The sequence below is a fragment of the Shinella sp. OV683 genome (assembly GCF_057787725.1).
On sequence record NZ_CM173543.1, the window covers coordinates 4,711,844 to 4,733,306 of the forward strand.

The window sequence follows — 21,463 nt, forward strand, 5'->3', positions numbered from 1 at the left end:
CATATCTCGTTCCTAGATTTATGTGGTCAACCACATAAAAGGATCTCGCCATGACTTCACTCTGGACTCCGACCACGGTCGGCAATGTGCATCTGCCGCATCGGCTCGCGCTCGCCCCGATGACCCGCAGCCGCGCCCACGCCGATGGCACCCCCAGTGACCTCGTGCCCACCTATTACGCCCAGCGCGCTTCGCTCGGCCTTCTGATCACCGAAGGCACCCAGCCTTCCGAAGATGGCCAGGGCTATACACTGACCCCCGGCATCCACACACCAGCGCATATCGAGGGCTGGAAAAAGGTCGCAAGTGCGGTGCACGCCAATGGCGGCCACATCTTCATGCAGATCATGCATGCCGGCCGAATTTCCCATCCCGACAACACGCCGCATCACCGCCAGCCGGTGGGGCCATCCGCTATTGCATCTGGCCAGCAGATCTACACGCCGACCGGCATGCAGGATAATCCCGTGCCGCGCGCATTGACGCTCGACGAGATCAAGCAAACCATCGACGACTTCCGCAAGGCAGCCCGCAATGCGGTGGATGCCGGCATGGACGGCGTCGAAATCCACGCTGCCAATGGCTACCTGATCAACCAGTTCCTTGCCCCGAATGCCAACATCCGCACGGATATCTATGGCGGCTCGATCGAGAACCGTGCACGCTTTGCGATCGAAGTCGCTGCTGCCATTGTCGATGAGATCGGCCCGGAACGCACCGGCATCCGCCTCTCGCCCGGCTTCGAAGTCGGCGGTCTGTCCGATGGTCCCGAAGGCGAAGACCTCTATCGCTACCTCGTCAGCGAACTCGACAAGCTCAAGCTCGCCTATCTGCATCTCCACCACTTCGGCAATGATGCGCTGCTGGTCGATCTCCGCGGCCGCTGGTCGGAGAAGCTGTTGGTCAACCGAAACGGCCGACCGGTCGAGGCGCTTGGCCAGGATATCGACAAGGGTCTCGCAGATATCGCACCGATCGGCATATGGGCGCTCGCCAATCCCGATATCGTCGAGCGGCTGAAACTCGGCGCCGAATTGAACGCCCCGGACACCTCCACCTTGTTCAGCAGCGGTGCAAAGGGTTATACGGATTATCCGACACTGCAATCACAAGAAAGCGCGGTTGCGTAGCCGCCATGGACCATCATGCAAGACACCGATGATAGTGCACTCCTTGCGCCCTGCGCCTGTCTTTCGACGGACTATCCGGTGAGCTATGCCATCTCCGCCCTTGCCCGGTCTCATCGGGCGAGGGCAGCACAATTGCTCTCCGATATCGGACTGTTTCCCGGCCAGGAAATCCTGATGATGAAGCTGGCCGAGAAGGAAGGGGAGCCGCAGAAGTCGCTTTGCGAAAGCTCCGGCCTCGACCATTCCACCGTCGCCAAATCACTGACCCGGCTGGAACGGCAGGGCCTGATCGAACGGCGCAAATGTCCCGGTGACGGACGTATCAGCCAGGTCTATCTCACCGACAAAGGCCGACAGGCGCAAGCCGCGATCTCCGCCGTCTGGGCCGAGCTCGAGAAGCTGACAATCCGCGATCTGACCATCGACGAGCAAAGACAGGTGATCGCGCTCGCCGGGAAGATCAAGCCCTGCGTGGAATGAGGGTTACAGCGCCCTTCTTTCTTTTATCAGATCGATCATTGCCCTAAGTCCCGCCGGAACATGCCGCCGGCCAGGATAATAGAGGCAGAGGCCCGGAAATGGCGGGGTCCATTCGTCCATGACCCGCACCAGCCGACCATCGGCGATGTGATCGACGATCGTCCATTCGTTCATGAAGGCGACGCCGATACCGGCAAGCGCTGCGCTGATCATGTTTTCGGGCTCGTCGAGCGTTAGCGACCCGTCGACATCCAGCTTAACCAGCTCGCCGTGGCGTTCGAACTCCCATGCCCAGACATTGCCGCTCGGCATGCGCATGCGAATGCAGCGATGCGCCAGCAGATCGGCCGGCGATTTCGGCACACCGTGTCGGGCGAAATAATCGGGCGAGGCGACGACGACCATGCGCTGCTCGTCGCCCAGCGGCACCGAGATCATGTCCTGCGGCAGGTATTCCGTGAGCCGGATACCCGCATCGAAACCGCCGGCGACGATATCCACCAGCCGGTTCTCCGTTGTTATGTCGACCTTCATATCGGGATAGCGACGCATGAATTCGAGCACAGTCGGCATGAACTGGTGCGAGGCGCCGACCGACGTGTTGATGCGCAATGTGCCCATCGGTGTCTCGCGGTGGACATTGACCTCCTCCACCGCATTGCGAATATCGGCAAGTGCCGGTGCGATGCGGGCAACGAACTGCTCGCCGGCTTCAGTCAGCGACACGCTGCGCGTCGTCCTGTTGAAAAGCCTGATACCGAGCCGCAATTCGACTGCGGCCACCGCATGACTGAGTGCGGAAGGCGACATGCCAAGTTCAGCGGCCGCCGCACGGAAATTGCTGGTCCGCGCCAGACAGACAATGGCTTCATACTCGCTGGTGCTGTCACGCATTGTTTCGATTCCTGCATTATCGCATGCATTTTTATGCGGCTTATCTGATCAATCATAGAGCGCTATCTTTTGGCAATCAAAAGGAGATATGCCATGCACAGCATCGACCAGATCTATATCGACGGCGAATTCGTCACGCCGCACGGTGAGGAACGCTTCGATCTCTATAATCCCGCAACCGCAAAAGTGATCGGCAGTGTGCGGCTCGGCGATGTCGAGGATACGCGCCGGGCAATCGCCGCCGCCAAACGTGCCTTCGTCACCTATTCCCGCAGCACCGTTGCCGAGCGCGTCGAATTGCTGCACCGTCTCCACAAGGCCGTGGTCGCCCGCGAAGCCGATATGACGGCCGCCATGACGCTCGAATATGGCGCGCCACCCGAACGCGCCCGCTGGGCGTCGGTCTATGCCGCCCAGGCCTTCCTCGATGCTGCCAAGACGCTGGAGACCTATCCGCTCAGCCGCCGCATCGGCAGTGCCGAAGTGGTGATGGAGCCCGTCGGTGTCGCGGCGCTCATCACGCCCTGGAATGCCAATGCCGGCTTCATCTGCAACAAGCTGGCGACAGCGCTGGCGGCCGGCTGCACCGTGGTGATCAAGCCCAGCGAAATGAGCGCGATCCAGACACAAGTGGTGCTTGAGGCGCTGCATGATGCTGGCCTGCCAAAGGGCCTCTACAATGTCGTCAATGGTCTCGGCGACGTGGTCGGCAACGAACTTTCGACCAACCGCGACATAGCCAAGATCTCATTCACCGGCTCGACGCTGGTCGGCAAGACGATCATGCGCAATGCCACCGAAACATTGAAGCGCGTGACGCTGGAACTTGGCGGCAAGTCGCCGACCGTGATCCTGCCGGATGCCGATCTCGAAACCGCGATTCCGCTGGCGGTTGCCGCCGGTTTCATCAATTCCGGCCAGGCCTGCATCGCCGGCACCCGCATTCTCGTGCATGAGGACCAACTCGAAGAAGCCGGCCGCCTCGCCAAGCAGGTGGTTGAGAACACCAGGGTTGGCGATCCCAATGACGCCGCAACCGAAATCGGCCCGATGGTCAGCCAGAAGCAGTGGGAGCGCGTACAGCGTTATATCAAGCTCGGCGTGGAAAGCGGAGCCACATTGCTGGCCGGCGGCGAAGGCAAGCCCAACGGGTTGGAAGGCTATTTCGTCAAGCCGACCGTGTTTGCTGATGTCACCAACGACATGGTGATCGCCCGCGAGGAAATTTTTGGACCGGTCCTGTCGATCCTCACCTATCGCGACGAGGAAGAGGCGATCGCCATTGCCAATGACACGGACTACGGCCTGCAGGCCGCAGTGATCGGCGCCGATGTTGCTCGCGCCCGCGAGGTCGCAGCACGCTTGCAAGCCGGCCGGGTGCTGATCAACGGACTGCATCACGAACCGTTCGCCCCCTTCGGCGGCTTCAAGCAATCCGGCATCGGCCGCGAATTCGGCACCTACGGGCTGGAAGCCTATCTGGAACCGAAAACGGTGATGGGTGCGTAAGCCGTCTGAAATCCGAGCCGCGGCGGCATTGACCGCCGCGCCTTGCGATGGGAAACCAGACAAACCGCATTTCAGGAGTAGCGCGATGTCCTGGTCTCCCGCCCAATATGTGAAATTCGAGGATGAACGGACACGACCGGCCCGCGACTTGCTCGCCCAGGTGCCACTCGAGCATATCGAGCACGCGGTCGACCTCGGCTGCGGTCCGGGCAATTCAACCGAATTGCTGATCGAACGGTTTGGCGCCGCGGCTGTTTCGGGCCTCGACAGCGATGAAAACATGCTCGAAGCCGCCCGCAAGCGTCTGCCCAATACGCCATTCGCACTGGCTGATCTCGCAATCTGGCAGCCCGAACAGCCCTGCGATCTGCTCTACGCCAATGCCGTCTTCCAGTGGCTGCCGAACCATCTCGATATTTTCGAGCGGCTGATGGATGGGCTTGTGCGTGGCGGCGTGCTGGCAATCCAGATGCCCGATAATCTTGAAGAGCCAAGCCACCTGTCGATGGAAGAATCAGCGCATGCCGGACCATGGCGCACGGCGTTTGAAGGCAAAAGCGCCCGCCGCGCGGCGCTCCCTTCTCCCTCGGTCTATTTCCAACGACTGGCGCCGAAATCGTCCCGCGTCGATATCTGGCACACGATCTACAACCACCCGATGGAAAACGCGGCTGGTATCGTCGAATGGGTCAAGGGCACAGGACTGAGAACCTATCTTGACCGCGTGCCAGCCGAGTATCGCGAGGCTTTTCTCTCAGACTACACCGCGCGGATCGCCAACGCCTATCCAGCGATGACGGACGGCAGGGTGCTGTTCCGGTTTCCGAGGATGTTCATGGTGGCTGTCAAACGTTGATGGTTATTACCGTGCGCCGAATTCCGGGGATTTGACGGCATTGATGCATTCGGCGACAAACCAATCCCTGAACAGGGTGACGATCGGCTTGTGGGTGCTTGCTTCAGGCACGGTCACACAATAGGGCTGTCCAAGCCGGAACGCATCGGCGAAGGCAACGACCAGGCTTCCCTCCTTCACCGTGTCAGCCGCGTATATTCCCTGACCGAGAGCCACGCCCAACCCTCTCTCGGCCAATTCCAGCGCGGTGCGCGATCCATTCGCTGTCAAGCCGTGCCGGATCTGCCTGCCGGGATCGGTCCGCTGCGCTTCGAACCAGCCGCGCCATGAAGGATAGGCGGCAGCCGCTGATCCCCAATCCGTGTGAATGAGAGGAGCACCGAGCAGTGCTGCCGCTGTGTCAAAGCTCCCATGCCGGGCAAGAAAGTCTTTCGAACAGAGCGGATAAACCGCGTCCGTGACGATCTCCTGAGTGGCATGTTCGGGGTAGTGAAAACGTCCATACGAGAGCCTCACGTCTATGCGTTCACGCTCGAATGGCACCGGGTCATCTTCCCCTCGCATCGATATGTCGACCAGACCGTGGAGGGCAATGAAGGATGCGATCCGCTTCGGCAGCCATCCGACCGACATGGACGGTGGCACCGAGACGGTCAGAGACGGCCGCGTCTCCCCGCCCCGAAGTTTACGGCTGACGTTCCGCAACTCCTCGAATGCAGCGGCAAGGCGGGGAAGCGCCTCGCGTCCGGCCTCGGTCAGGATAATGCGGCGGTTCAGCCGTTGAAACAGTTTCCGGCCAAGCTGATCCTCGAGTGTCCGCACCAATTGACTGATCGCCGCGGGCGAAACATGCAATTCTTCGGCGGCCGCGACGAAGCTGCCGGTCCTTGCGGCAGCATCAAATGCCTGCAGGCCACGCAACGAAGGAATCGCATCCATTTTCCATCCGATCAGTAAGCTTGTCTTTTCTGAATATCAGAAAATATCATTTTGAAGAAGATTGCATTTTCTCTAGGTTGAGCGTCACACGAAAGGGAACTCCCATGGACCACCGAACCATCATCGCTTCCCTGCCCCCTGAAGTCCGCGACCGGCTGACCGAAAAGTCCGATCGCGCCGGACTGGTCCATCTCGCTGTGCATTGGGGGTTGATTGTCCTGCTGGGTGCACTGATCATCGCGCGGGTGCCGTTCTGGTGGCTGTTGTTGCTGCCACAGGGCATATTGATCGTGTTTCTGTTCACGCTCCTGCATGAGGCGGTGCATCTGACGCCATTTCGCACGCCGTGGATCAACAATGTTGCCGCGCGGGTTTCAGGCTTCCTGCTGTTCTTGCCGCCGGGCTGGTTCCGCTATTTTCATTTCGCCCATCACCGCTACACGCAGGATCCGGAAAACGACCCGGAACTTGCCTCGCCGAAACCCGATACGCTGATGCAATACATCGTGCATGTCTCGGGCATTCCGGTCTATTGGGGCGAGATCAAAGGCCTGTTCATCAACGCGCTGGACCGCAACCGCGCCAGCTATATTCCGCCCAAAGGCTATCCGAAGGTCAGGAACGAGGCGCGGGTAACGCTGGCGCTGTATGCGATGCTCACGGCACTTTCGATCTATTTCCACAGCGCAGTGCTGATCTGGGTCTGGCTGCTGCCGGCATTGATCGGCCAGCCGTTCCTCCGGCTCTACCTGCTGGCCGAACATGGCCGCTGCGCCTTCGTCGCCAATATGCTGGAGAATACGCGGACCACCAAAACCACCTGGCTGGTGCGCAAGCTCGCCTGGAACATGCCCTATCACACCGAGCATCACTCCTATCCGGGCGTGCCATTCCATCGCCTGCCGGAATTCCATGCGATCATCGAGGACCAGCTGAAGGTGGTGGAGAACGGTTATGTCAGGTTCAATGCCCGCTATATCGAGGGCCTTCACTGAGTGTTTGCTGTTCCCAGGGGATCGCGAGGACGTTGATTTCAGTGTGATAATGGCTCATTCGGAAAATTCGCAACGAAAGGGCTTGAAAAAAAATCCCAGCCCCCGTATGTGACGCCCACGAATGCCACACATTCGAAATGGTTAAGCGGTTGTAGCTCAGTTGGTTAGAGCGCAGGATTGTGGCTCCTGAGGTCGGAGGTTCGAGACCCCCCAACCGTACCATTCCCCACATCAATGTATTGAGGATTGAAGAAGCATATCCGGCGCATGCTGCCCGTTCGAACGGACAGACGAGCCCACCGACATGCCGTTCCCCCGCGCCTCTGGCAGACTCCAGCGAGTGGAACTACTACCTATCCGTTCTTGCCCTCTTCGCACTCGCAGCATAAAACTCGAGTCGTCCATTGGACAGTCAATTGATATTGGAGCTCTGTCATTTTCGTCAGACTTTAAAGCGAAGGGACCCTCTATGACCATTTCACTCAAGCGTTTGGATCAGTACGATCAGGGTGCAGTTGACGTATCGCTCGTCGGTAGCAAAGTGAGAACAGCCCGCCTGTCGGTCGGCTACTCTATCGACGATCTCGCCGAGACTTGCGGCCTGACTGGCGCGGAGATCACCGAGATCGAAGACGGCCAGGATGCCGATCCGGCACGCCTGAAGCGTATTGCCTCAGCATTGCAGGTCTCGCTCGAGAGCCTTCTCGACGAGCAATCCTAATTAGACAAGGCCGCTGGCCCAATCGGGCCGGCCGCCCTCTTCCGGGGCATGGGGCGCCCGCTACTCCCTCAGATCTTTGCAGCGATCGCCCGCACCAGCATGTCGTTGAGGCGCTCCTGCCAACCGGGGCCGTCCTCCTGGAAATGCGCGAGAACCGCGCTGTCAAGCTTGATCGACACCAGCTCCTTGGCGCTCGGCAAAGCCTTGCGCTCGACAGCCGCCTCAACAGGCCGCTTGGCCGGCTTGAACAGGGCTTGGGCTGCATCCATCGGATTGACCGGCCGGCGCGGGGTGTTTGCCATTTTACTCTTTCCCAGATGCATTGCTTGATTCGAAGATATCATTACCGCAGTGGCGTAAGGATGGCAGCACGGCGGCGGAAAAATGCCGCCGCTATCTTATGAGCAACCGCGTCAGTGATTGTGACGCGGCGGGGTCTTGGCGATCTGGCGGAAATCAGCCGCACCTTCGAGCGTGGCGCCATCGACGAGTTGGGTAACCGAGCGGCGATAGATGCGCTGCCACGGCGTCGCATCAGGCGGCACAGCCGGGATGCCGTCGCCCTTGCGGCGCTCGATCTCTGTTGTGTCGACCAGCATGTTGCAGAGGCCCTGGTTGAAATCGATGCGGATGATGTCGCCGCTGCGCAGCCAGGCAAGCCCGCCACCGGCCGCGCTTTCGGGCGAGGCGTTGAGAATCGACGGGCTGTCGGCAGTTCCGGACTGTCGTCCATCGCCGATCGTCGGCAGGCTCATGATGCCACGCTTCAGGAGATGATCCGGCGGCTGCATGTTGACAACCTCGGCCGAGCCCGGCCAACCGATCGGGCCGGCACCGCGGATGACGAGAATGGTGTTTTCATCTATATTCAGGTCGGGGTCGTTGATGCGCTTGTGGTAGTCCTCCGAACCATCGAAGACCACGGCCTTGCCCTCGAACACACCTTCGCGGCCCGGCTCCTGCAGGTAGCGCTTGCGGAACTCGACCGAAACGACGCTCATTTTCATGATCGCGAAATCGAACAGATTGCCCCTCAGCACCAGGAAGCCAGCGCGCTCCTTGAGAGGCTCGGCATAGGGCTTGATGACATCACGGTCCGAGGCCTCGCGGTTCTGCAGATTCTCGCCCATGGTCTTGCCAGTCACTGTGCGACAGCTGCCATCGAGCTTGCCGTTCTCAAGCAGTTCCCACATGACGGCAGGCGTGCCGCCGGCGCGATGGTACTTCTCGCCGAGATAGGCGCCCGCAGGCTGGATGTTGGCCAGCAGCGGGATATCGAAGCCGTGCACCTGCCAATCCTCTGGATAAAGCTCAACGCCGGCATGCTTGGCCATCGCGGCCAGATGCGGCTGGGCATTGGTCGAGCCGCCGATCGCCGAATTGGTGCGAATGGCATTGAGGAAGGCCTCGCGCGTCAGGATATCGGACGGCTTGAGATCTTCGAGCACGATCTCGACGGCCCGGCGACCTGTACGATAGGCCATCTGGCCGCGCTCGCGATAGGCGGCGGGAATGGCGCCACAGCCGGTCAGCGACAGGCCCAGCGCCTCCGCTAGGGCATTCATGGTCGAGGCGGTGCCCATCGTATTGCAATGGCCGACGGAGGGTGCGGAATCCATGGCGATCTGCAGGAACTCCTCCCCGTCAATCTGGCCCGCGGCCATTTTGCGGCGTGCTTGCCAGATCGCGGTGCCGGAGCCTGCAAGCTTGCCCTCGTGCCAGCCATCCAGCATCGGTCCGCCCGACAGAACGATTGCCGGAATGTCGACTGTCGATGCCGCCATGATGGCCGACGGTGTCGTCTTGTCGCAGCCGGTCGTCAGTACCACGCCGTCGAGCGGATAGCCGTAGAGAATCTCGACCAGGCCGAGATACGCAAGATTGCGATCAAGGGCTGCCGTGGGCCGCTTGCAGTTTTCGAAGATCGGATGGGTGGGGAATTCAATGGGGATACCGCCAGCGTCGCGGATGCCATCGCGGACGCGCTTGGCGAGTTCGACATGGACGCGATTGCAGGGCGTCAGGTCGCTGCCCGACTGAGCGATGCCGATGACCGGCTTGCCCGAGCGCAGCTCTTCCGGCGTGATGCCATAATTCATGAAGCGCTCGAGATAGATCGCCGTCATGTCGATGTGATCGGGATTGTCGAACCAGTCCTGCGAACGCAGACGGCGCACGGGCTTATCAGACATGATCAAACAATCCTCCCAAATCATTCCGGAATCAAAACGGCCCCGAAAATCGAGGCCGTAATATATTGCTTTAGCTGGCGATTCCGGCAAGAGCCCGATCGAAATCCTCGATCAAATCGTCACCATCCTCAATGCCCGCCGACAGCCGCAGCAGGCCGGACGAGATGCCGAGTTCGGCACGGGCTTCTTCAGTCAGGTTCTTGTGGGTGGTGGTGGCCGGATGAGTGATCAGGCTCTTGGCATCGCCGAGATTGTTGGAAATCTTGACGACTTCCAGCTTGTTCTGGACGGAGAAAGCAGCGCTTTTGCCGCCCTTGAGCTCGAATGCCACCAGTGTCGAACCGCCGGTCATCTGCCTGGCAATGATATCGGCCTGCGGATGGTCCTTGCGGCCGGGATAGATGACCTTGGAGACGGCCTTGTGGCCGGCCAGGAAATCGGCAAGGCGGGCAGCGCTTTCCGTCTGCTGCTTGATGCGCAGCGCCATTGTCTCGAGACCTTTGAGCAGCACCCAGGCATTGAAGGGCGACATGGCCGGGCCCGAATGACGGAAGTAGTCATGCAGGTTGGCGTCGATCCATTCCTTGTCGGACAGCACGACGCCGCCCAGGCAGCGGCCCTGGCCGTCGATATGCTTGGTGGCGGAATAGACGACGATATGGGCGCCGAGTTCGAGTGGCTTCTGGAACAGTGGCGTCGCAAACACATTGTCGACTACGACCTTGGCGCCGATCTGGTTGGCGAGCTTGGCGACGCCGATCAGGTCGACAACTTCCAGCGTCGGGTTGGTCGGGCTTTCCAGGAAGAACACCTTGGTGTTCGGACGCACGGCCTTTTCCCAGTTCTCGACGTTCTTGCCGTCGATGAGCGTGCATTCAATGCCGTATTTCGGCGCCAGCGTCTCGACCACCCAGCGGCAGGAGCCGAACAGGGCGCGGGCCGCGACGATGTGGTCGCCGGCCTTCAGCTGGCAGAGGATGGCGGCAGAAACAGCAGCCATGCCGGATGCCGTGGCGCGCGCATCTTCAGAGCCTTCGAGCATGCACATGCGCTTTTCGAACATGTCATTGGTGGGGGAGCCGTATCGCGCGTAGATGAAGCCATCGTCTTCGCCCTTGAACCGGGCTTCAGCCGCTTCGGCGGAGTCATAGACAAAGCCCTGCGTCAGGAAGATTGCTTCCGAAGTTTCACCAAATTGCGAACGCAAAGTGCCGCCGTGGACGAGTTTGGTTGCCGGCCGCCAGTTCTTGCTCATTTCTTGAACCCACCTTCAAAACAAAAAACCGGCCGCGTAAAGCAAGCCGGTTTCATCACGAACCCGGCCTTTTTAGCTACTTGTTTTACGTGGCTGCAAGCCGGCCGGCCAAATCACCACGGGATAAAGCGGGCTTACCTGATCTCATGGCTTGCGTCAATGATGCGGGATTTCTATTGTCCGGGCAAAGTGAGGATCAATGGCTGGAATTTTGGCAGACCGCGCAATAAAGGCGCTTTTCGACGAGGGCCGACTAAAGGCCGAGAAACCCCTCGAGGCCGACCAGATCCAGCCTGCCAGCCTTGACCTGCGCCTGGGTTCGAAGGCATTTCGCGTGCGCGCTTCGTTTCTTCCCGGCCCCTCAAAGCGGGTTTCCGACAAGCTCGGACGCCTCAGCCTGCATGTCTTCGACCTCGCAGAGGGTGCTGTGCTGGAGACGGGGTGTGTCTACATCGTGCCCCTGCTCGAAAGCCTGGAACTCCCGGAAATCCTGTCTGCCTCGGCCAATCCCAAGAGTTCGACCGGCCGCCTCGATATCTTCACGCGCGTGATCACCGATTACGCCCAGGAGTTCGACAAGATCCCGGCCGGCTACAAGGGACCGCTGTATCTCGAAATTTCGCCCAAGACATTTCCGGTAATTGTGCGGCGTGGCTCGCGGCTGTCGCAGATCCGCTTCCGCGACGGTCAGGCGCTGCTGCGCGAAGACGAGATGCTGGCGCTGCATCTGGCGGAAACGCTGGTGGCGAGCGAGACGCCGGCGATCTCCGGTTCCTCGATCGCACTGTCGATCGACCTCAAGGGTAGCGGTCCCGATGGTCTGATCGGCTATCGCGGCAAGCGGCATTCGGCCGTCATCGACGTCGATGTCAAGGCCGCCCATGACATCTACGATTTCTGGGAGCCGCTTTACAGCCGTGGCCTGAACGAGTTGATCCTCGATCCCGACGAGTTCTACATCCTCGTCAGTCGCGAGGCCGTGCATGTGCCGCCGCTTTATGCGGCCGAGATGGTGCCGTTCGATCCGCTGGTGGGCGAATTCCGTGTGCACTATGCCGGCTTCTTCGATCCGGGCTTCGGCCATGCCAGTGCCGGAGGCACCGGTTCGCGCGCGGTGCTCGAAGTGCGCAGCCACGATGTGCCCTTCATCCTCGACCATGGCCAGATCATCGGCCGGCTGGTCTACGAGCATATGCGGGAACTGCCCGAAGCACTCTACGGCACCGGGCTCGGCTCGAACTACCAGGCGCAGGGCCTGAAGTTGTCCAAGCATTTTCGCGCACCGGAGTGAGCCAGCCTCACGGGATGTGCCGCGCAAATGCGCTTGACAGGACGGCGCATCCCGTGGAATTGGATTGTGAGCGCGGGTGTAGCTCAATGGTAGAGCAGCAGCTTCCCAAGCTGAATACGAGGGTTCGATTCCCTTCACCCGCTCCACATCTTCAATAGCTTAGCGATATCGCGCGTCACTCGTCGCCGCATACTGCTTGTGAACCTTGTTTCGCGCTCGAAGACCTCGGAGCGGTTCGATGCATATCCTCCGCACGGGCGAAACAGAGCTATCCACATCGGAAAAGGCCGGCGAACATCTCGCCGGCCTTTTGTTCTTCAAAGATCGCTTGATCCAGTCATTCCGCCGCGAGCGGCTTGTCCTGGATATCGTTGGCGGCGGGATGGCGGCTCCTGGAGGAGCCCGGCTTGCCTTCGGCGACAGGCCGCTCGGCTTCCAGCGATTGCAGCCGCTCCTCGAGCGAAGAGATGGTGCGGCTGTTGTCGTTGAGGATGCGCGTCAGTTCCGCATTTTCCATCACTTCCTGCTCCTCGTCCTTCTTGCCGACCAGGCGGCCGAAGATCCAGGCGAGCAGCCGCGAGAGGTCATCCATGATCAGGAAGAAGCTGGGCACGACGACCAGCGACAGCACGGTCGAGACGATGATGCCGCCGATAACGGCGATTGCCATCGGCGCGCGGAAGGCACCGCCTTCGCCGACGCCGAGCGCCGAGGGCAGCATGCCGGCCGACATGGCGATGGAGGTCATGATGATCGGTCGGGCGCGCTTGCGGCCGGCTTCCACCATGGCTTCGGTGCGCTTCATGCCCCGATGCATCATCTCGATGGCGAAGTCTACGAGCAGGATGGCGTTCTTGGTGACGATACCCATCAGCATCAGGATGCCGATCAGCACCGGCATCGACAGCGAGTTGCCGGTGACGATCAGCCCCACCGCCACGCCGCCGATGGCGAGCGGCAGCGAGAACAGGATGGTGAACGGCTGGATGACGTCCTTGAACAGCAGGATCAGCACACCGAGCACCAGCATCAGGCCGAGCAGCATCGCCTTGACGAAGCCCTGGACCATTTCGCCCTGGATCTTGGTGTCGCCACTTTCCAGCTTCTGGACGGTGGCGGGCAGCTTGGCCTGATCGATTGCCTTTGTGAACGCGGCCGTCGCCGTATCCAGGGCAACGCCCGGCGGCAAGCTGGCACCCAAGGTGACGACGCGATTTCGGTCGTAACGCTTGATCGTGCTTGGGCCTTCCGAATAGTTGACATCGGCAACCGATGACAGCGGAACGACGGCGCCGGAATTCGTCGGCACCTTCAGCGCCTTGATCTCGGCCATGTTGCGGCGGACTTCAAGATCGAGCTGCACGCGGACCGGAATCATCCGGTCATCCAGGTAGACCTTGGAAAGCGCGGTATCGACATCGCCGATCGTCGCCACCCGCACAAGCTCGGAGACCTGGGCGGTGGTGATGCCTAGCCGGGCCATGCGGATCGGGTCCGGACGGATCTGGATTTCCGAACGCGGCAAGGCACCTTCAGAGCCGACATTCTGCAGTTGCGGCTCCTGGCGCAGCTTGGCTTCAAGCACTGCGGTTGCGTTATCGAGGTCCTCGGCGTTGGGCGAGGTGAAGTTGTAGGCGATGTCGCGCTCACCGCGGTCGTTGAGCTTCAGGATACGCGCATCGGGAATATCGCCAACGCGCTTGAAGATCTCGGTCTCGATATCCCATTGCGGAATCGTGCGGCCATGCACTTCCATCTTCGGGACATAGGCCCCGACAACCGGCAGCCCGCCCAGGCCCTTGTTGACAAGCGTCTTGACCAGCGATTGCTCGATCCTCTTGAGGTTGACGTAGACGGAAGCGCGGCGAAGCTCCAGGTCCCCCTTCGGCGAGGAACCGCCGATGACATAGATGCTGTCAATGCCTTCGATGTCCTTGATGCGATTGGAGACCTCGGTGGTCACCGCATCGGTGTCCGCAAGCGTTGCGCTCGGAGGCAGCTCGACGGAGAGAATAACGCGGCCGGAATCTTCCGGCGGCATGAAACTACCTGGCACCTGTGCCAACAGCATCACTGAACCGACGAGAAAGCCAATGGCGCAAAGCAGCGTCGCATAGCGGCTATACCAGTGGCCCGTCGTTGCCGTGATGAAGCGCGAATAACCGCGCATCAGCAAGCCATCGTTCTCATGACTGTCATGGCCGACATCGGCGTCCGACGACCGCATGAGGTAGGCAGCCATCATCGGCGTGATCAGGCGGGCAACAGCCAGCGAGAAGAACACCGAGATCGCCACGGTCAGGCCGAACTGGATGAAGTACTGGCCGGGAATACCGCCCATGAACGACACCGGCGCGAACACTGCGATGATCGTGAATGTGGTGGCGATAACAGCGAGGCCGATTTCGTCGGCCGCCTCGATCGCCGCGCGATAAGGCGTCTTGCCCATCTTGATATGGCGGGCAATGTTCTCGATTTCGACGATCGCGTCATCGACGAGAATACCCGTCGCCAGCGTCAATGCCAGGAAGCTCACCAGATTGAGCGAGAAGCCCAGCATATCCATGATCCAGAAGGTCGGGATAGCCGAAAGCGGCAATGCGATGGCCGCGATCAGGGTAGCGCGCCAGTTCCTAAGGAACAGGAAGACGACGATAACCGCCAGAAGCGCGCCCTCGATCAGGGTGTCGATGGCGGATTCATAGTTGCCGTAGGTGAAATAGACCGCGTCATCGACGAGCTCTATTTTCACGTCCGGATTCTTGGCGCGGATGTCCTTCAGGCCAGCCGCAACCGTCTCGGCGACCGTGACTTCGGATGCGCCCTTGGAGCGGAACACGGCGAAGGAAACCACCGGGTTGCCGTCGAAGCGCGAGAACGAGGTCGGCTCCTTGTAGGTGTCCTTGATCGTACCGAGGTCGGCAAGCTTCACGAAGCGATTGGCCGAGACATAGATGGTCGTATTGGCCAGCGCCTTGACGTCGCGCTGGTCGCCCAATGTACGGATTGCCTGCTCGGCGCCCGCCACCTGGCCGCGGCCTGAGCCGAGGTCAGCATTGGTGTCGCGCAATTGCTTGTTCACATCGGCTGCCGTGATGCCGTAGGAATTCAGCTTGCCCGGATCGAGCTCGATATGAACTTCGCGATCGGCGCCGCCGAAGCGGTCGATGCGTCCAATGCCGGGCTTGCCCTGAAGGGCGCGCTTGACCGTGTCGTCGACGAACCACGAAAGCTCCTCGAGCGTCATGTTCGGCGATGAGATCGCGAATGTCTGGATCGCGTTGCTTTCGACGTCGATCTTGGTGACGACAGGGGTTTCGGCGGTCGCCGGAAGATCGGACTGGATTCGGTCGATCGCGTCCTTGACGTCCTGAAGCGCCTTATCGGAAGGCACTTCGATCTTGAACATGATCGCGGTGGTCGACACGCCGTCATTGACGGTCGACTGGATGAAGTCCACGCCGGTGATGCCGGCGACTGCATCTTCGATTTCCTTGGTCACCTGCGTTTCGAGTTCGGCCGGTGCCGCACCTGCCTGCGCAACGCTGACGGAAACGATTGGCACGTCGATATTCGGAAATCGGGTGATCGGCAGCGCAAAGAACGAGCTGATGCCGAGCACGAGCAGCAGGAAGAACGCCAAAAGCGGCGCTATCGGATTACGGATGGCCCAGGCGGAAAAGTTCATGACTTACTGCTCCGTCAGTTCGACGCGGTTTTATTGGGAAAGACCGGGTTGATGCGGTCACCATCCCGGACATAGGCGCCAGCTTTTTCGACGACGACATCATTGGCCGCCAGCCCGCTCTGGATTTCGACAAAGTCGCCATCCTGCACGCCGGTCACCACTTTCGTCAGCTTTACCTTGTTATCTACAACCTTGCGGACGTAGAAACCATCCTTCTCGCTGTTCACCGTCGTCAGGGGCAGGCTCAACACCTTGCGCTCCGAAACAACAATCTCAGCGCTTGCATACATGCCGATTCTGGCAATAGCGGGATCGTCGATGGCAATCTTCACCGAGCCCAGACGGGTGGTCGCGTCAATCACGGGGTCAATCGTGCGAACCGTGCCGTCGACCTTGGTCAAGGTGCCTGCGACCGACATATGTACTGTCTGGCCCTGCTTGAGCTTGAGGATATCGCCCTCGGCGACATCGGCGTTCAATTCCACCGCATTGTCGCGGATGACGGTAAACAGCGGATCGCCGGTGCTGATGGCAATGGCGCCGACCTTGGCATTGCGCGCTGAAATCACGCCGCCCACCGGCGTCTTGACGGCGGTGCGGGCAAGCTTCAGATCGATATCGTCGAGCTGGGCGTCGACCACGTTGACATCCGCCTTGTTGGCCAGGATTGCCTGGTCGGCAGAATTGACCCGCGCGGTTGCAGCGGTCGCGGTGGCGCGCAGCTGCTCTGCCTCACCGACGGCGAATGCACCACTCTTGACAAGCTTCTCGGCACGATTGGCCTGGCGGATTGCCTCAGCCTCATTGGCCTTGGCCTCGGCTAGCTGCGCCAGCAACTGGGCGCCCACTGCTTCCGCCTTTGCGCGGTTGGCCTGCAGCTGGCTCTTCTGCAGGATGAGCGCATTTTCGCTGAGGGTGGCGAGCGTCTGGCCCTCTTTCACCGTGTCGCCGACATCGGCATTCAGCTTTTCGATCCGCAGCAACTCGACCTGCGGCTGGACAAAGACTTCCTCGACTGCCTCAACCGTGCCGGTGACGATGACGCGATCGGTCAAGGTGCGCTCAGCAGTCGAAACCACGCGGATTGCCGGGAAACTTGCGCTTGCGGCCGGAGCCTTGGCTACAGTCTCCTCGGCAGCCAAGGCTGGAAATGCAGGCGCTGCCAGCAGCATGGAGGCAGCCAGAAGGACTGCTTTCTTGGAATTGAGCATTACGAACTTCCCTCTCGTCAGTCTGCTGTTTTCCGGGGTAAGCGCTCTGCAACGATCTGTCGTTACACCGCCACGCACCGTCTGCCTGCACTTGTGCGGCGTCAACCGGTCCTCGTGGGCGCGCTATAATACCCGTTCCCCAGCCCGAAATTGTCATGATCCGGCTGTGCCGGCGCCATTCATGGGTCTGCTTATGGAGACCTATGTGGATATTCTTTCGCGTTGCACAAGACAAGAATGCCTCTCGACGCGCGAAAATTCGGAATATTCGACCAGATGGTAAAAATCAATTTCATATCTGTTACCCAGAGGTAACAGTTTTAGATGGATTCGAGTAAATGCATGCGATTTCAACATGCTATTTTGTTAAGTTATGCTGAGATCGCATGAAAACGGTATGACCAATACGTCAGGCGACGTTCACAGCAGGTTTAACCGAACGCAGCAACATGCCGAAGAGGTCGCGCGGCTCGTCGGGGTCGGCGAGCAGGTCGAGTTGCTCATAAAGACCGCTGCCCTGCAGACGGTCACGGAGATAGCGAAGTGCGGAAAAATCCTCGATTGCGAAACCGACGGAATCAAACAGGGTGATCTGGCGATCACTGGAACGTCCCGGTTCCTGCCCGGAAATCACCTTCCAGAGTTCGTGGATCGGATGATCCTTCGGCAACTGCTGGATCTCGCCTTCGATCCAGGTCTGCGGCGGGTACTCGACGAAAATATCCGAACGCAGGACGATGTCGCGATGCAGCTCGGTCTTGCCCGGGCAGTCGCCGCCGACGGCGTTGATGTGGATGCCTTCGCCGACCATGTTGTCGGTCAGGATCGTGGCATTCTTCTTGTCGGCGGTCACGGTGGTGACGATGTCGGCGCCGGCAACGGCTTCTTCGGGCGTTGACGCCTGGAGAATCTCAAAGCCGTAAGCGGCGAGGTTCTTGGCGCATTTCTTCGTCGCATTGGCGTCGATGTCATAGAGGCGGAGCTTGTCGATGCCGAGTACGGCCTTGAAAGCCAGCGCCTGGAATTCCGACTGTGCGCCGTTGCCGATGATCGCCATGGTGCGTGCACCCTTCGGCGCCAGATATTTGGCAGCCATGGCCGAGGTCGCTGCCGTGCGCAGCGCCGTCAGGATGGTCATCTCGGTGATCAGCATCGGATAGCCGTTGGCGGTATCGGCAAGCACGCCGAAGGCCGTGACCGTCTGACGGCCGCTGCGGGTGTTGTAGGGGTGGCCATTGACATATTTGAAGCCGTAGAGCGTGCCGTCGCTGGTCGGCATCAGCTCGATCACGCCCTCGGCGGAGTGCGACCCCACCCGTGGGCTCTTGTCAAACATCTCCCAGCGGCGGAAATCCTCTTCAAGATAGGTAACCAGTTCGGTCATAAACCGCTCGATGCCGATCCGCATGACCAGCTTCATCATGTTGTCGACGCTGACGAAGGGAACAACGTTGAGGTTGGGGATCGGGTTCATAAAAAACTCCTAGTGGGGCGGTCCATGACGCGCTTGCCGAGAAGGCTCGCGGCCAGATCGGCCAGTAAGACTGCCGTGCGGCCGCGTTCGTCGAGGAAAGGGTTGAGCTCGACCAGGTCGAGGCTGGAGACAAGACCGCTGTCATGGAGGATTTCCATGACCAGATGCGCCTCGCGGAATGTCGCTCCGCCTGGTACGGTCGTGCCGACAGCCGGTGCGATCGAGGGATCGAGAAAATCCACGTCGAAGCTGACATGCAGCATGCCGTTGGCGTTGTGAACCTGCTTGAGGAAACGCTTGAGCGGGGCGGCAATACCTTCCTCGTCGATCGTCCGCATGTCGCAGATCTGAATGCCGGCAGCGCTGATCGCCCTGCGCTCGGCGGGATCAACGCTTCGGATGCCGACCATGCAGACATTGGTGGGGTCGACCTTGGTGCTGAGTGGCGGGAAATAACCGTCAAAGCCCGGCTGGCCGGTAAAATAGGCAACGGGCGTGCCGTGCAGATTGCCGCTTTCGGTGGTGACCAGCGAATGGAAATCAGTGTGGGCGTCCAGCCAGAGCACGAAGAGCGGGCGGCCCGCCTCATTTGCCCGGCGCGCAATGCCCGAGACCGTACCGGCCGACAGGCTGTGATCGCCGCCGAGAAACACCGGCATGCCGTCAGCACTCGCATGATAGGCGGCATCGGAGAGCGCCTCGATCCAGGCCACGGTTTCGGCGAGTTGCTTCAGAGCCGGATTGGCGTGTTCGTGGCTCTTCAGCGGCGCCTTGGCGACATCGCCGAGATCGATGACATCATGACCAAGCTCGACAATCGACTCCGCCAGACCCGCTGCACGAAAGCTTGCAGGCCCCATATCGCAGCCACGTCGTCCTGCGCCATCCTGAACCGGCGCACCCAGCAACTTTACCAACATTCCGATATCCTTCTATTGAACGGCATTGAACCACGCTGAACTGGCGATGTGAACATATTGCTTTGGCAATTGTATTGGAATAACTTATCATTTTGGTCAATATGGATATCAAACTGGCATATGGATGATCTCGATCACAAGCTAATCACGCTGCTCAGGCACAATGGACGACGCAGCGTCTCCGATCTGGCGATCGAGCTGCGTGCTGCGCGCGCCACGGTCCGGGCTCGCATGGAGCGACTCGAGCAATCCGGCGATATTCTGGGCTACACGGTGATCCTGAAATCGGATGCGGTCGACCTGCCGGTGCGCGGCATCATGATGATCGATGTCGAGGGCCATTCGGCCGACAAGGTCATCCGCTCGCTTGGCGGCCTTGCCGAAGTCGGCGCCGTGCACACGACCAATGGCCGCTGGGACCTGATCGCAGAGCTGGGCGCTGCGACTTTGACCGACTTTGACGCCGTGCTTCGGCGCATCCGACTAATACCCGGCATCATCGGCAGCGAAACCAGCCTGTTGCTGGCCACGCCCCGGAGCACCAAAGCGCGGCTGTGACAGCAACAACGATTAGAGGATGAAGTCACCCGCCTTGAGCGAATTGACATCATCGACGAAGATGGAGAAGTCGGCCTTCCTGTCACCGTCGGTATCACCCTGAACATAATATCCATTGCCGGACACCACGATCCGCAGCTCGCCGGCATGGTGCGAGAACGCATCTGTACCGATGAAATCGAAGGCCTGGTTGCGCCCGTGGCCCTCATCGGCATCGATTGACGAGAGATCGATCTTGTCACCCTGGCTGCGCGAAAAATCCGTGATCGTATCGCGACCGGAACCGGTGCTGTCTTCGATCTTCTTGTATATGAAAGTGTCGGCCGCCGAGCCGCCCGTCAGCAAATCCTTGCCCTGGCCGCCATAGAGCCTGTCCTTGCCTGCGCCGCCATTGCCGGCGTCATTGCCACCGCCAAGGGTGAGCGTATCGTTGCCGCCGCCACCGATGAATTCGTTGATATTGGAGAAATTGAAGCCGGTCATCGTATCCGTGATGACATCATCCTTCGACGTGCCGATCACGTCCGTAAAACCGTTGATGGAGTCGCCTTGAGCATCGCCTCCCTTGCCAATCGTCGTGGACCCGCTGGTAATCTTCACGGTAATACCCGCAGCGGAGCCGGCATAGGAGACCGTATCTCCAATATCTGCGCCGCCGGACAGAGTGTCGGCACCCTCACCGCCGATGATCACGTCAATGCCTGCATTTCCGCTGACTGAATCTGCACCGGCATTTCCGTAAAGCAGATCATCGTCTCCGCCGCCACCGATATCATCGTCGCCGCTGCCGCCATAGATCGTGTCATTGCCAAGGGCGCCGGATATCACGTCAGCGCTACCCGCCCCGGTTTGGGCATTGTCGCCGAAGAGAATATTGGCCAGTTCATTGCCGACAATGAAGTCCTCGCTGTTGCTGCCCCGAACATTCTCGATAGCGCCGTTGACAACGAGGCGACCGGAAGTGGCCATGTTGTCGGTAAAGTACGTACCGGATGCAGCCGTCGCGACGCCGCTCGAACTCGTCCACTGCAAGGTTATGCTGGTTTGTTGCGGGAAAGTGGCCCCGTCGGTGAAAACCAGCCAGCTGGCTTCATTGTCTTCATCGTCCACGGTAACCGTCGGTCCTACAGGAGCGAGCGTGTCGACAACATAATCCGCCATGCGATCTTCATCCTTCCAAAAATCAAGGAAAACCAATGCAAGCAAGCTCGGTCGGACAAGTGTCGGCTGAATATGCCGTGCGACCAGATGGCGAGTATGACCATGCAAGTCTGAGTATCAAGAGTGGAAACACCCCCGATTAGGTCCAGATTTGGCAAAGCCGCTGATGTGGCGATAAATGCCGCCACC

Annotated in this window: 18 protein-coding genes, 2 tRNA genes and 1 riboswitch; of the genes, 10 read left to right on the forward strand and 10 right to left on the reverse strand. The window is 60.0% G+C overall.

Annotated features, from left to right (window positions below; genetic code table 11):
* The first annotated feature begins 50 nt into the window (after positions 1-50).
* Both ACXHRN_RS22790 and ACXHRN_RS22795 read left to right on the forward strand, forming a co-directional pair.
* Positions 51-1,130 (forward strand): alkene reductase, encoded by a 1,080-nt coding sequence (locus ACXHRN_RS22790; RefSeq protein ID WP_488638566.1) that lies wholly within the window; start codon positions 51-53, stop codon positions 1,128-1,130.
* Positions 1,131-1,145: 15 nt separating this feature from the next.
* The gene (locus ACXHRN_RS22795) at positions 1,146-1,610 is read left to right on the forward strand and encodes a MarR family winged helix-turn-helix transcriptional regulator (protein WP_488638567.1); all 465 of its coding nucleotides are present in this window, start codon (positions 1,146-1,148) and stop codon (positions 1,608-1,610) included.
* 3 nt (positions 1,611-1,613) lie between these two features.
* Here ACXHRN_RS22795 and ACXHRN_RS22800 read toward each other — a convergent pair whose 3' ends face one another.
* Positions 1,614-2,504, reverse strand: a complete 891-nt coding sequence (locus tag ACXHRN_RS22800; RefSeq protein WP_488638568.1) for a LysR family transcriptional regulator — start codon at positions 2,502-2,504, stop codon at positions 1,614-1,616.
* A gap of 93 nt (positions 2,505-2,597) precedes the next feature.
* Here ACXHRN_RS22800 and ACXHRN_RS22805 point away from each other — a divergent pair, with 93 nt between their 5' ends.
* Complete coding sequence (locus tag ACXHRN_RS22805; protein ID WP_488638569.1) at positions 2,598-4,013, forward strand: aldehyde dehydrogenase family protein; 1,416 nt, start codon at positions 2,598-2,600, stop codon at positions 4,011-4,013.
* An 85-nt stretch (positions 4,014-4,098) separates the two neighbouring features.
* A complete protein-coding gene (gene tam / locus ACXHRN_RS22810) occupies positions 4,099-4,869 on the forward strand; it encodes a trans-aconitate 2-methyltransferase (protein ID WP_488638570.1) in 771 nt (256 codons plus the stop codon).
* 6 nt (positions 4,870-4,875) lie between these two features.
* Here the strand turns inward: tam and ACXHRN_RS22815 are convergent, their stop codons facing one another.
* Positions 4,876-5,790, reverse strand: coding sequence for a LysR substrate-binding domain-containing protein (locus ACXHRN_RS22815; RefSeq protein ID WP_488638571.1), 915 nt, complete (start codon positions 5,788-5,790; stop codon positions 4,876-4,878).
* A gap of 122 nt (positions 5,791-5,912) precedes the next feature.
* Here ACXHRN_RS22815 and ACXHRN_RS22820 point away from each other — a divergent pair, with 122 nt between their 5' ends.
* The 3 genes from ACXHRN_RS22820 (at position 5,913) to ACXHRN_RS22830 (ending at position 7,524) form a co-directional block, all read left to right on the forward strand.
* A complete protein-coding gene (locus ACXHRN_RS22820; protein WP_488638572.1) occupies positions 5,913-6,803 on the forward strand; it encodes a fatty acid desaturase family protein in 891 nt (296 codons plus the stop codon).
* A gap of 145 nt (positions 6,804-6,948) precedes the next feature.
* Positions 6,949-7,025: transfer RNA gene (locus ACXHRN_RS22825), tRNA-His, on the forward strand.
* Between the two features lie 247 nt (positions 7,026-7,272).
* A complete protein-coding gene (locus ACXHRN_RS22830; RefSeq protein WP_488638573.1) occupies positions 7,273-7,524 on the forward strand; it encodes a helix-turn-helix domain-containing protein in 252 nt (83 codons plus the stop codon).
* A gap of 68 nt (positions 7,525-7,592) precedes the next feature.
* Here ACXHRN_RS22830 and ACXHRN_RS22835 read toward each other — a convergent pair whose 3' ends face one another.
* The 3 genes from ACXHRN_RS22835 to ACXHRN_RS22845 form a co-directional block, all read right to left on the reverse strand.
* Positions 7,593-7,826, reverse strand: coding sequence for a BrnA antitoxin family protein (locus ACXHRN_RS22835; RefSeq protein ID WP_488638574.1), 234 nt, complete (start codon positions 7,824-7,826; stop codon positions 7,593-7,595).
* Between the two features lie 111 nt (positions 7,827-7,937).
* Positions 7,938-9,716 (reverse strand): IlvD/Edd family dehydratase, encoded by a 1,779-nt coding sequence (locus ACXHRN_RS22840; protein WP_488638575.1) that lies wholly within the window; start codon positions 9,714-9,716, stop codon positions 7,938-7,940.
* A 70-nt stretch (positions 9,717-9,786) separates the two neighbouring features.
* Positions 9,787-10,971 carry an O-succinylhomoserine sulfhydrylase gene (locus ACXHRN_RS22845; protein ID WP_488638576.1) on the reverse strand — a complete coding sequence of 395 codons (1,185 nt, stop codon included), beginning with the start codon at positions 10,969-10,971 and terminating at the stop codon, positions 9,787-9,789.
* A 51-nt stretch (positions 10,972-11,022) separates the two neighbouring features.
* Positions 11,023-11,101: riboswitch (SAM riboswitch) on the reverse strand.
* Positions 11,102-11,170: 69 nt separating this feature from the next.
* Here ACXHRN_RS22845 and ACXHRN_RS22850 point away from each other — a divergent pair.
* On the forward strand, positions 11,171-12,262 hold the full coding sequence (locus ACXHRN_RS22850) for a 2'-deoxycytidine 5'-triphosphate deaminase (protein WP_488638577.1): 1,092 nt from the start codon (positions 11,171-11,173) through the stop codon (positions 12,260-12,262).
* A 72-nt stretch (positions 12,263-12,334) separates the two neighbouring features.
* Positions 12,335-12,408: transfer RNA gene (locus tag ACXHRN_RS22855), tRNA-Gly, on the forward strand.
* A 191-nt stretch (positions 12,409-12,599) separates the two neighbouring features.
* On the opposite strand, the gene ACXHRN_RS22860 is transcribed toward ACXHRN_RS22855, so the two are convergent.
* From ACXHRN_RS22860 to rocF, 4 genes are all read right to left on the reverse strand, one after another.
* On the reverse strand, positions 12,600-15,950 hold the full coding sequence (locus tag ACXHRN_RS22860; protein WP_488638578.1) for an efflux RND transporter permease subunit: 3,351 nt from the start codon (positions 15,948-15,950) through the stop codon (positions 12,600-12,602).
* Between the two features lie 14 nt (positions 15,951-15,964).
* The gene (locus ACXHRN_RS22865; protein WP_488638579.1) at positions 15,965-17,161 is read right to left on the reverse strand and encodes an efflux RND transporter periplasmic adaptor subunit; all 1,197 of its coding nucleotides are present in this window, start codon (positions 17,159-17,161) and stop codon (positions 15,965-15,967) included.
* Positions 17,162-17,570: 409 nt separating this feature from the next.
* Positions 17,571-18,635 carry an ornithine cyclodeaminase gene (ocd, locus tag ACXHRN_RS22870; protein WP_488638580.1) on the reverse strand — a complete coding sequence of 355 codons (1,065 nt, stop codon included), beginning with the start codon at positions 18,633-18,635 and terminating at the stop codon, positions 17,571-17,573.
* On the reverse strand, positions 18,632-19,555 hold the full coding sequence (gene rocF / locus ACXHRN_RS22875; protein ID WP_488638581.1) for an arginase: 924 nt from the start codon (positions 19,553-19,555) through the stop codon (positions 18,632-18,634). Before rocF ends, ocd begins: the two co-directional genes overlap by 4 nt.
* A gap of 120 nt (positions 19,556-19,675) precedes the next feature.
* Here rocF and ACXHRN_RS22880 point away from each other — a divergent pair, with 120 nt between their 5' ends.
* Positions 19,676-20,113: an Lrp/AsnC family transcriptional regulator gene (locus ACXHRN_RS22880; RefSeq protein WP_488638582.1), complete on the forward strand. Its 438-nt coding sequence runs from the start codon at positions 19,676-19,678 to the stop codon at positions 20,111-20,113.
* A 12-nt stretch (positions 20,114-20,125) separates the two neighbouring features.
* Here the strand turns inward: ACXHRN_RS22880 and ACXHRN_RS22885 are convergent, their stop codons facing one another.
* Entirely contained in the window at positions 20,126-21,274 is a 1,149-nt protein-coding gene (locus ACXHRN_RS22885; protein ID WP_488638583.1) for a calcium-binding protein, read from the reverse strand.
* Positions 21,275-21,463 lie beyond the last annotated feature (189 nt).

Bases quoted from the DNA above. Each gene is read 5' to 3' on its own strand.
- ACXHRN_RS22790 (WP_488638566.1), top strand. From the start codon at position 51: ATGACTTCACTCTGGACTCCGACCACGGTCGGCAATGTGCATCTGCCG.
- ACXHRN_RS22795 (WP_488638567.1), top strand. From the start codon at position 1,146: ATGCAAGACACCGATGATAGTGCACTCCTTGCGCCCTGCGCCTGTCTT.
- ACXHRN_RS22800 (WP_488638568.1), bottom strand. From the start codon at position 2,504: ATGCGTGACAGCACCAGCGAGTATGAAGCCATTGTCTGTCTGGCGCGG.
- ACXHRN_RS22805 (WP_488638569.1), top strand. From the start codon at position 2,598: ATGCACAGCATCGACCAGATCTATATCGACGGCGAATTCGTCACGCCG.
- tam (WP_488638570.1), top strand. From the start codon at position 4,099: ATGTCCTGGTCTCCCGCCCAATATGTGAAATTCGAGGATGAACGGACA.
- ACXHRN_RS22820 (WP_488638572.1), top strand. From the start codon at position 5,913: ATGGACCACCGAACCATCATCGCTTCCCTGCCCCCTGAAGTCCGCGAC.
- ACXHRN_RS22830 (WP_488638573.1), top strand. From the start codon at position 7,273: ATGACCATTTCACTCAAGCGTTTGGATCAGTACGATCAGGGTGCAGTT.
- ACXHRN_RS22835 (WP_488638574.1), bottom strand. From the start codon at position 7,826: ATGGCAAACACCCCGCGCCGGCCGGTCAATCCGATGGATGCAGCCCAA.
- ACXHRN_RS22840 (WP_488638575.1), bottom strand. From the start codon at position 9,716: ATGTCTGATAAGCCCGTGCGCCGTCTGCGTTCGCAGGACTGGTTCGAC.
- ACXHRN_RS22845 (WP_488638576.1), bottom strand. From the start codon at position 10,971: ATGAGCAAGAACTGGCGGCCGGCAACCAAACTCGTCCACGGCGGCACT.
- ACXHRN_RS22850 (WP_488638577.1), top strand. From the start codon at position 11,171: ATGGCTGGAATTTTGGCAGACCGCGCAATAAAGGCGCTTTTCGACGAG.
- ACXHRN_RS22860 (WP_488638578.1), bottom strand. From the start codon at position 15,950: ATGAACTTTTCCGCCTGGGCCATCCGTAATCCGATAGCGCCGCTTTTG.
- ACXHRN_RS22865 (WP_488638579.1), bottom strand. From the start codon at position 17,161: ATGCTCAATTCCAAGAAAGCAGTCCTTCTGGCTGCCTCCATGCTGCTG.
- ocd (WP_488638580.1), bottom strand. From the start codon at position 18,635: ATGAACCCGATCCCCAACCTCAACGTTGTTCCCTTCGTCAGCGTCGAC.
- rocF (WP_488638581.1), bottom strand. From the start codon at position 19,555: ATGTTGGTAAAGTTGCTGGGTGCGCCGGTTCAGGATGGCGCAGGACGA.
- ACXHRN_RS22880 (WP_488638582.1), top strand. From the start codon at position 19,676: ATGGATGATCTCGATCACAAGCTAATCACGCTGCTCAGGCACAATGGA.
- ACXHRN_RS22885 (WP_488638583.1), bottom strand. From the start codon at position 21,274: ATGGCGGATTATGTTGTCGACACGCTCGCTCCTGTAGGACCGACGGTT.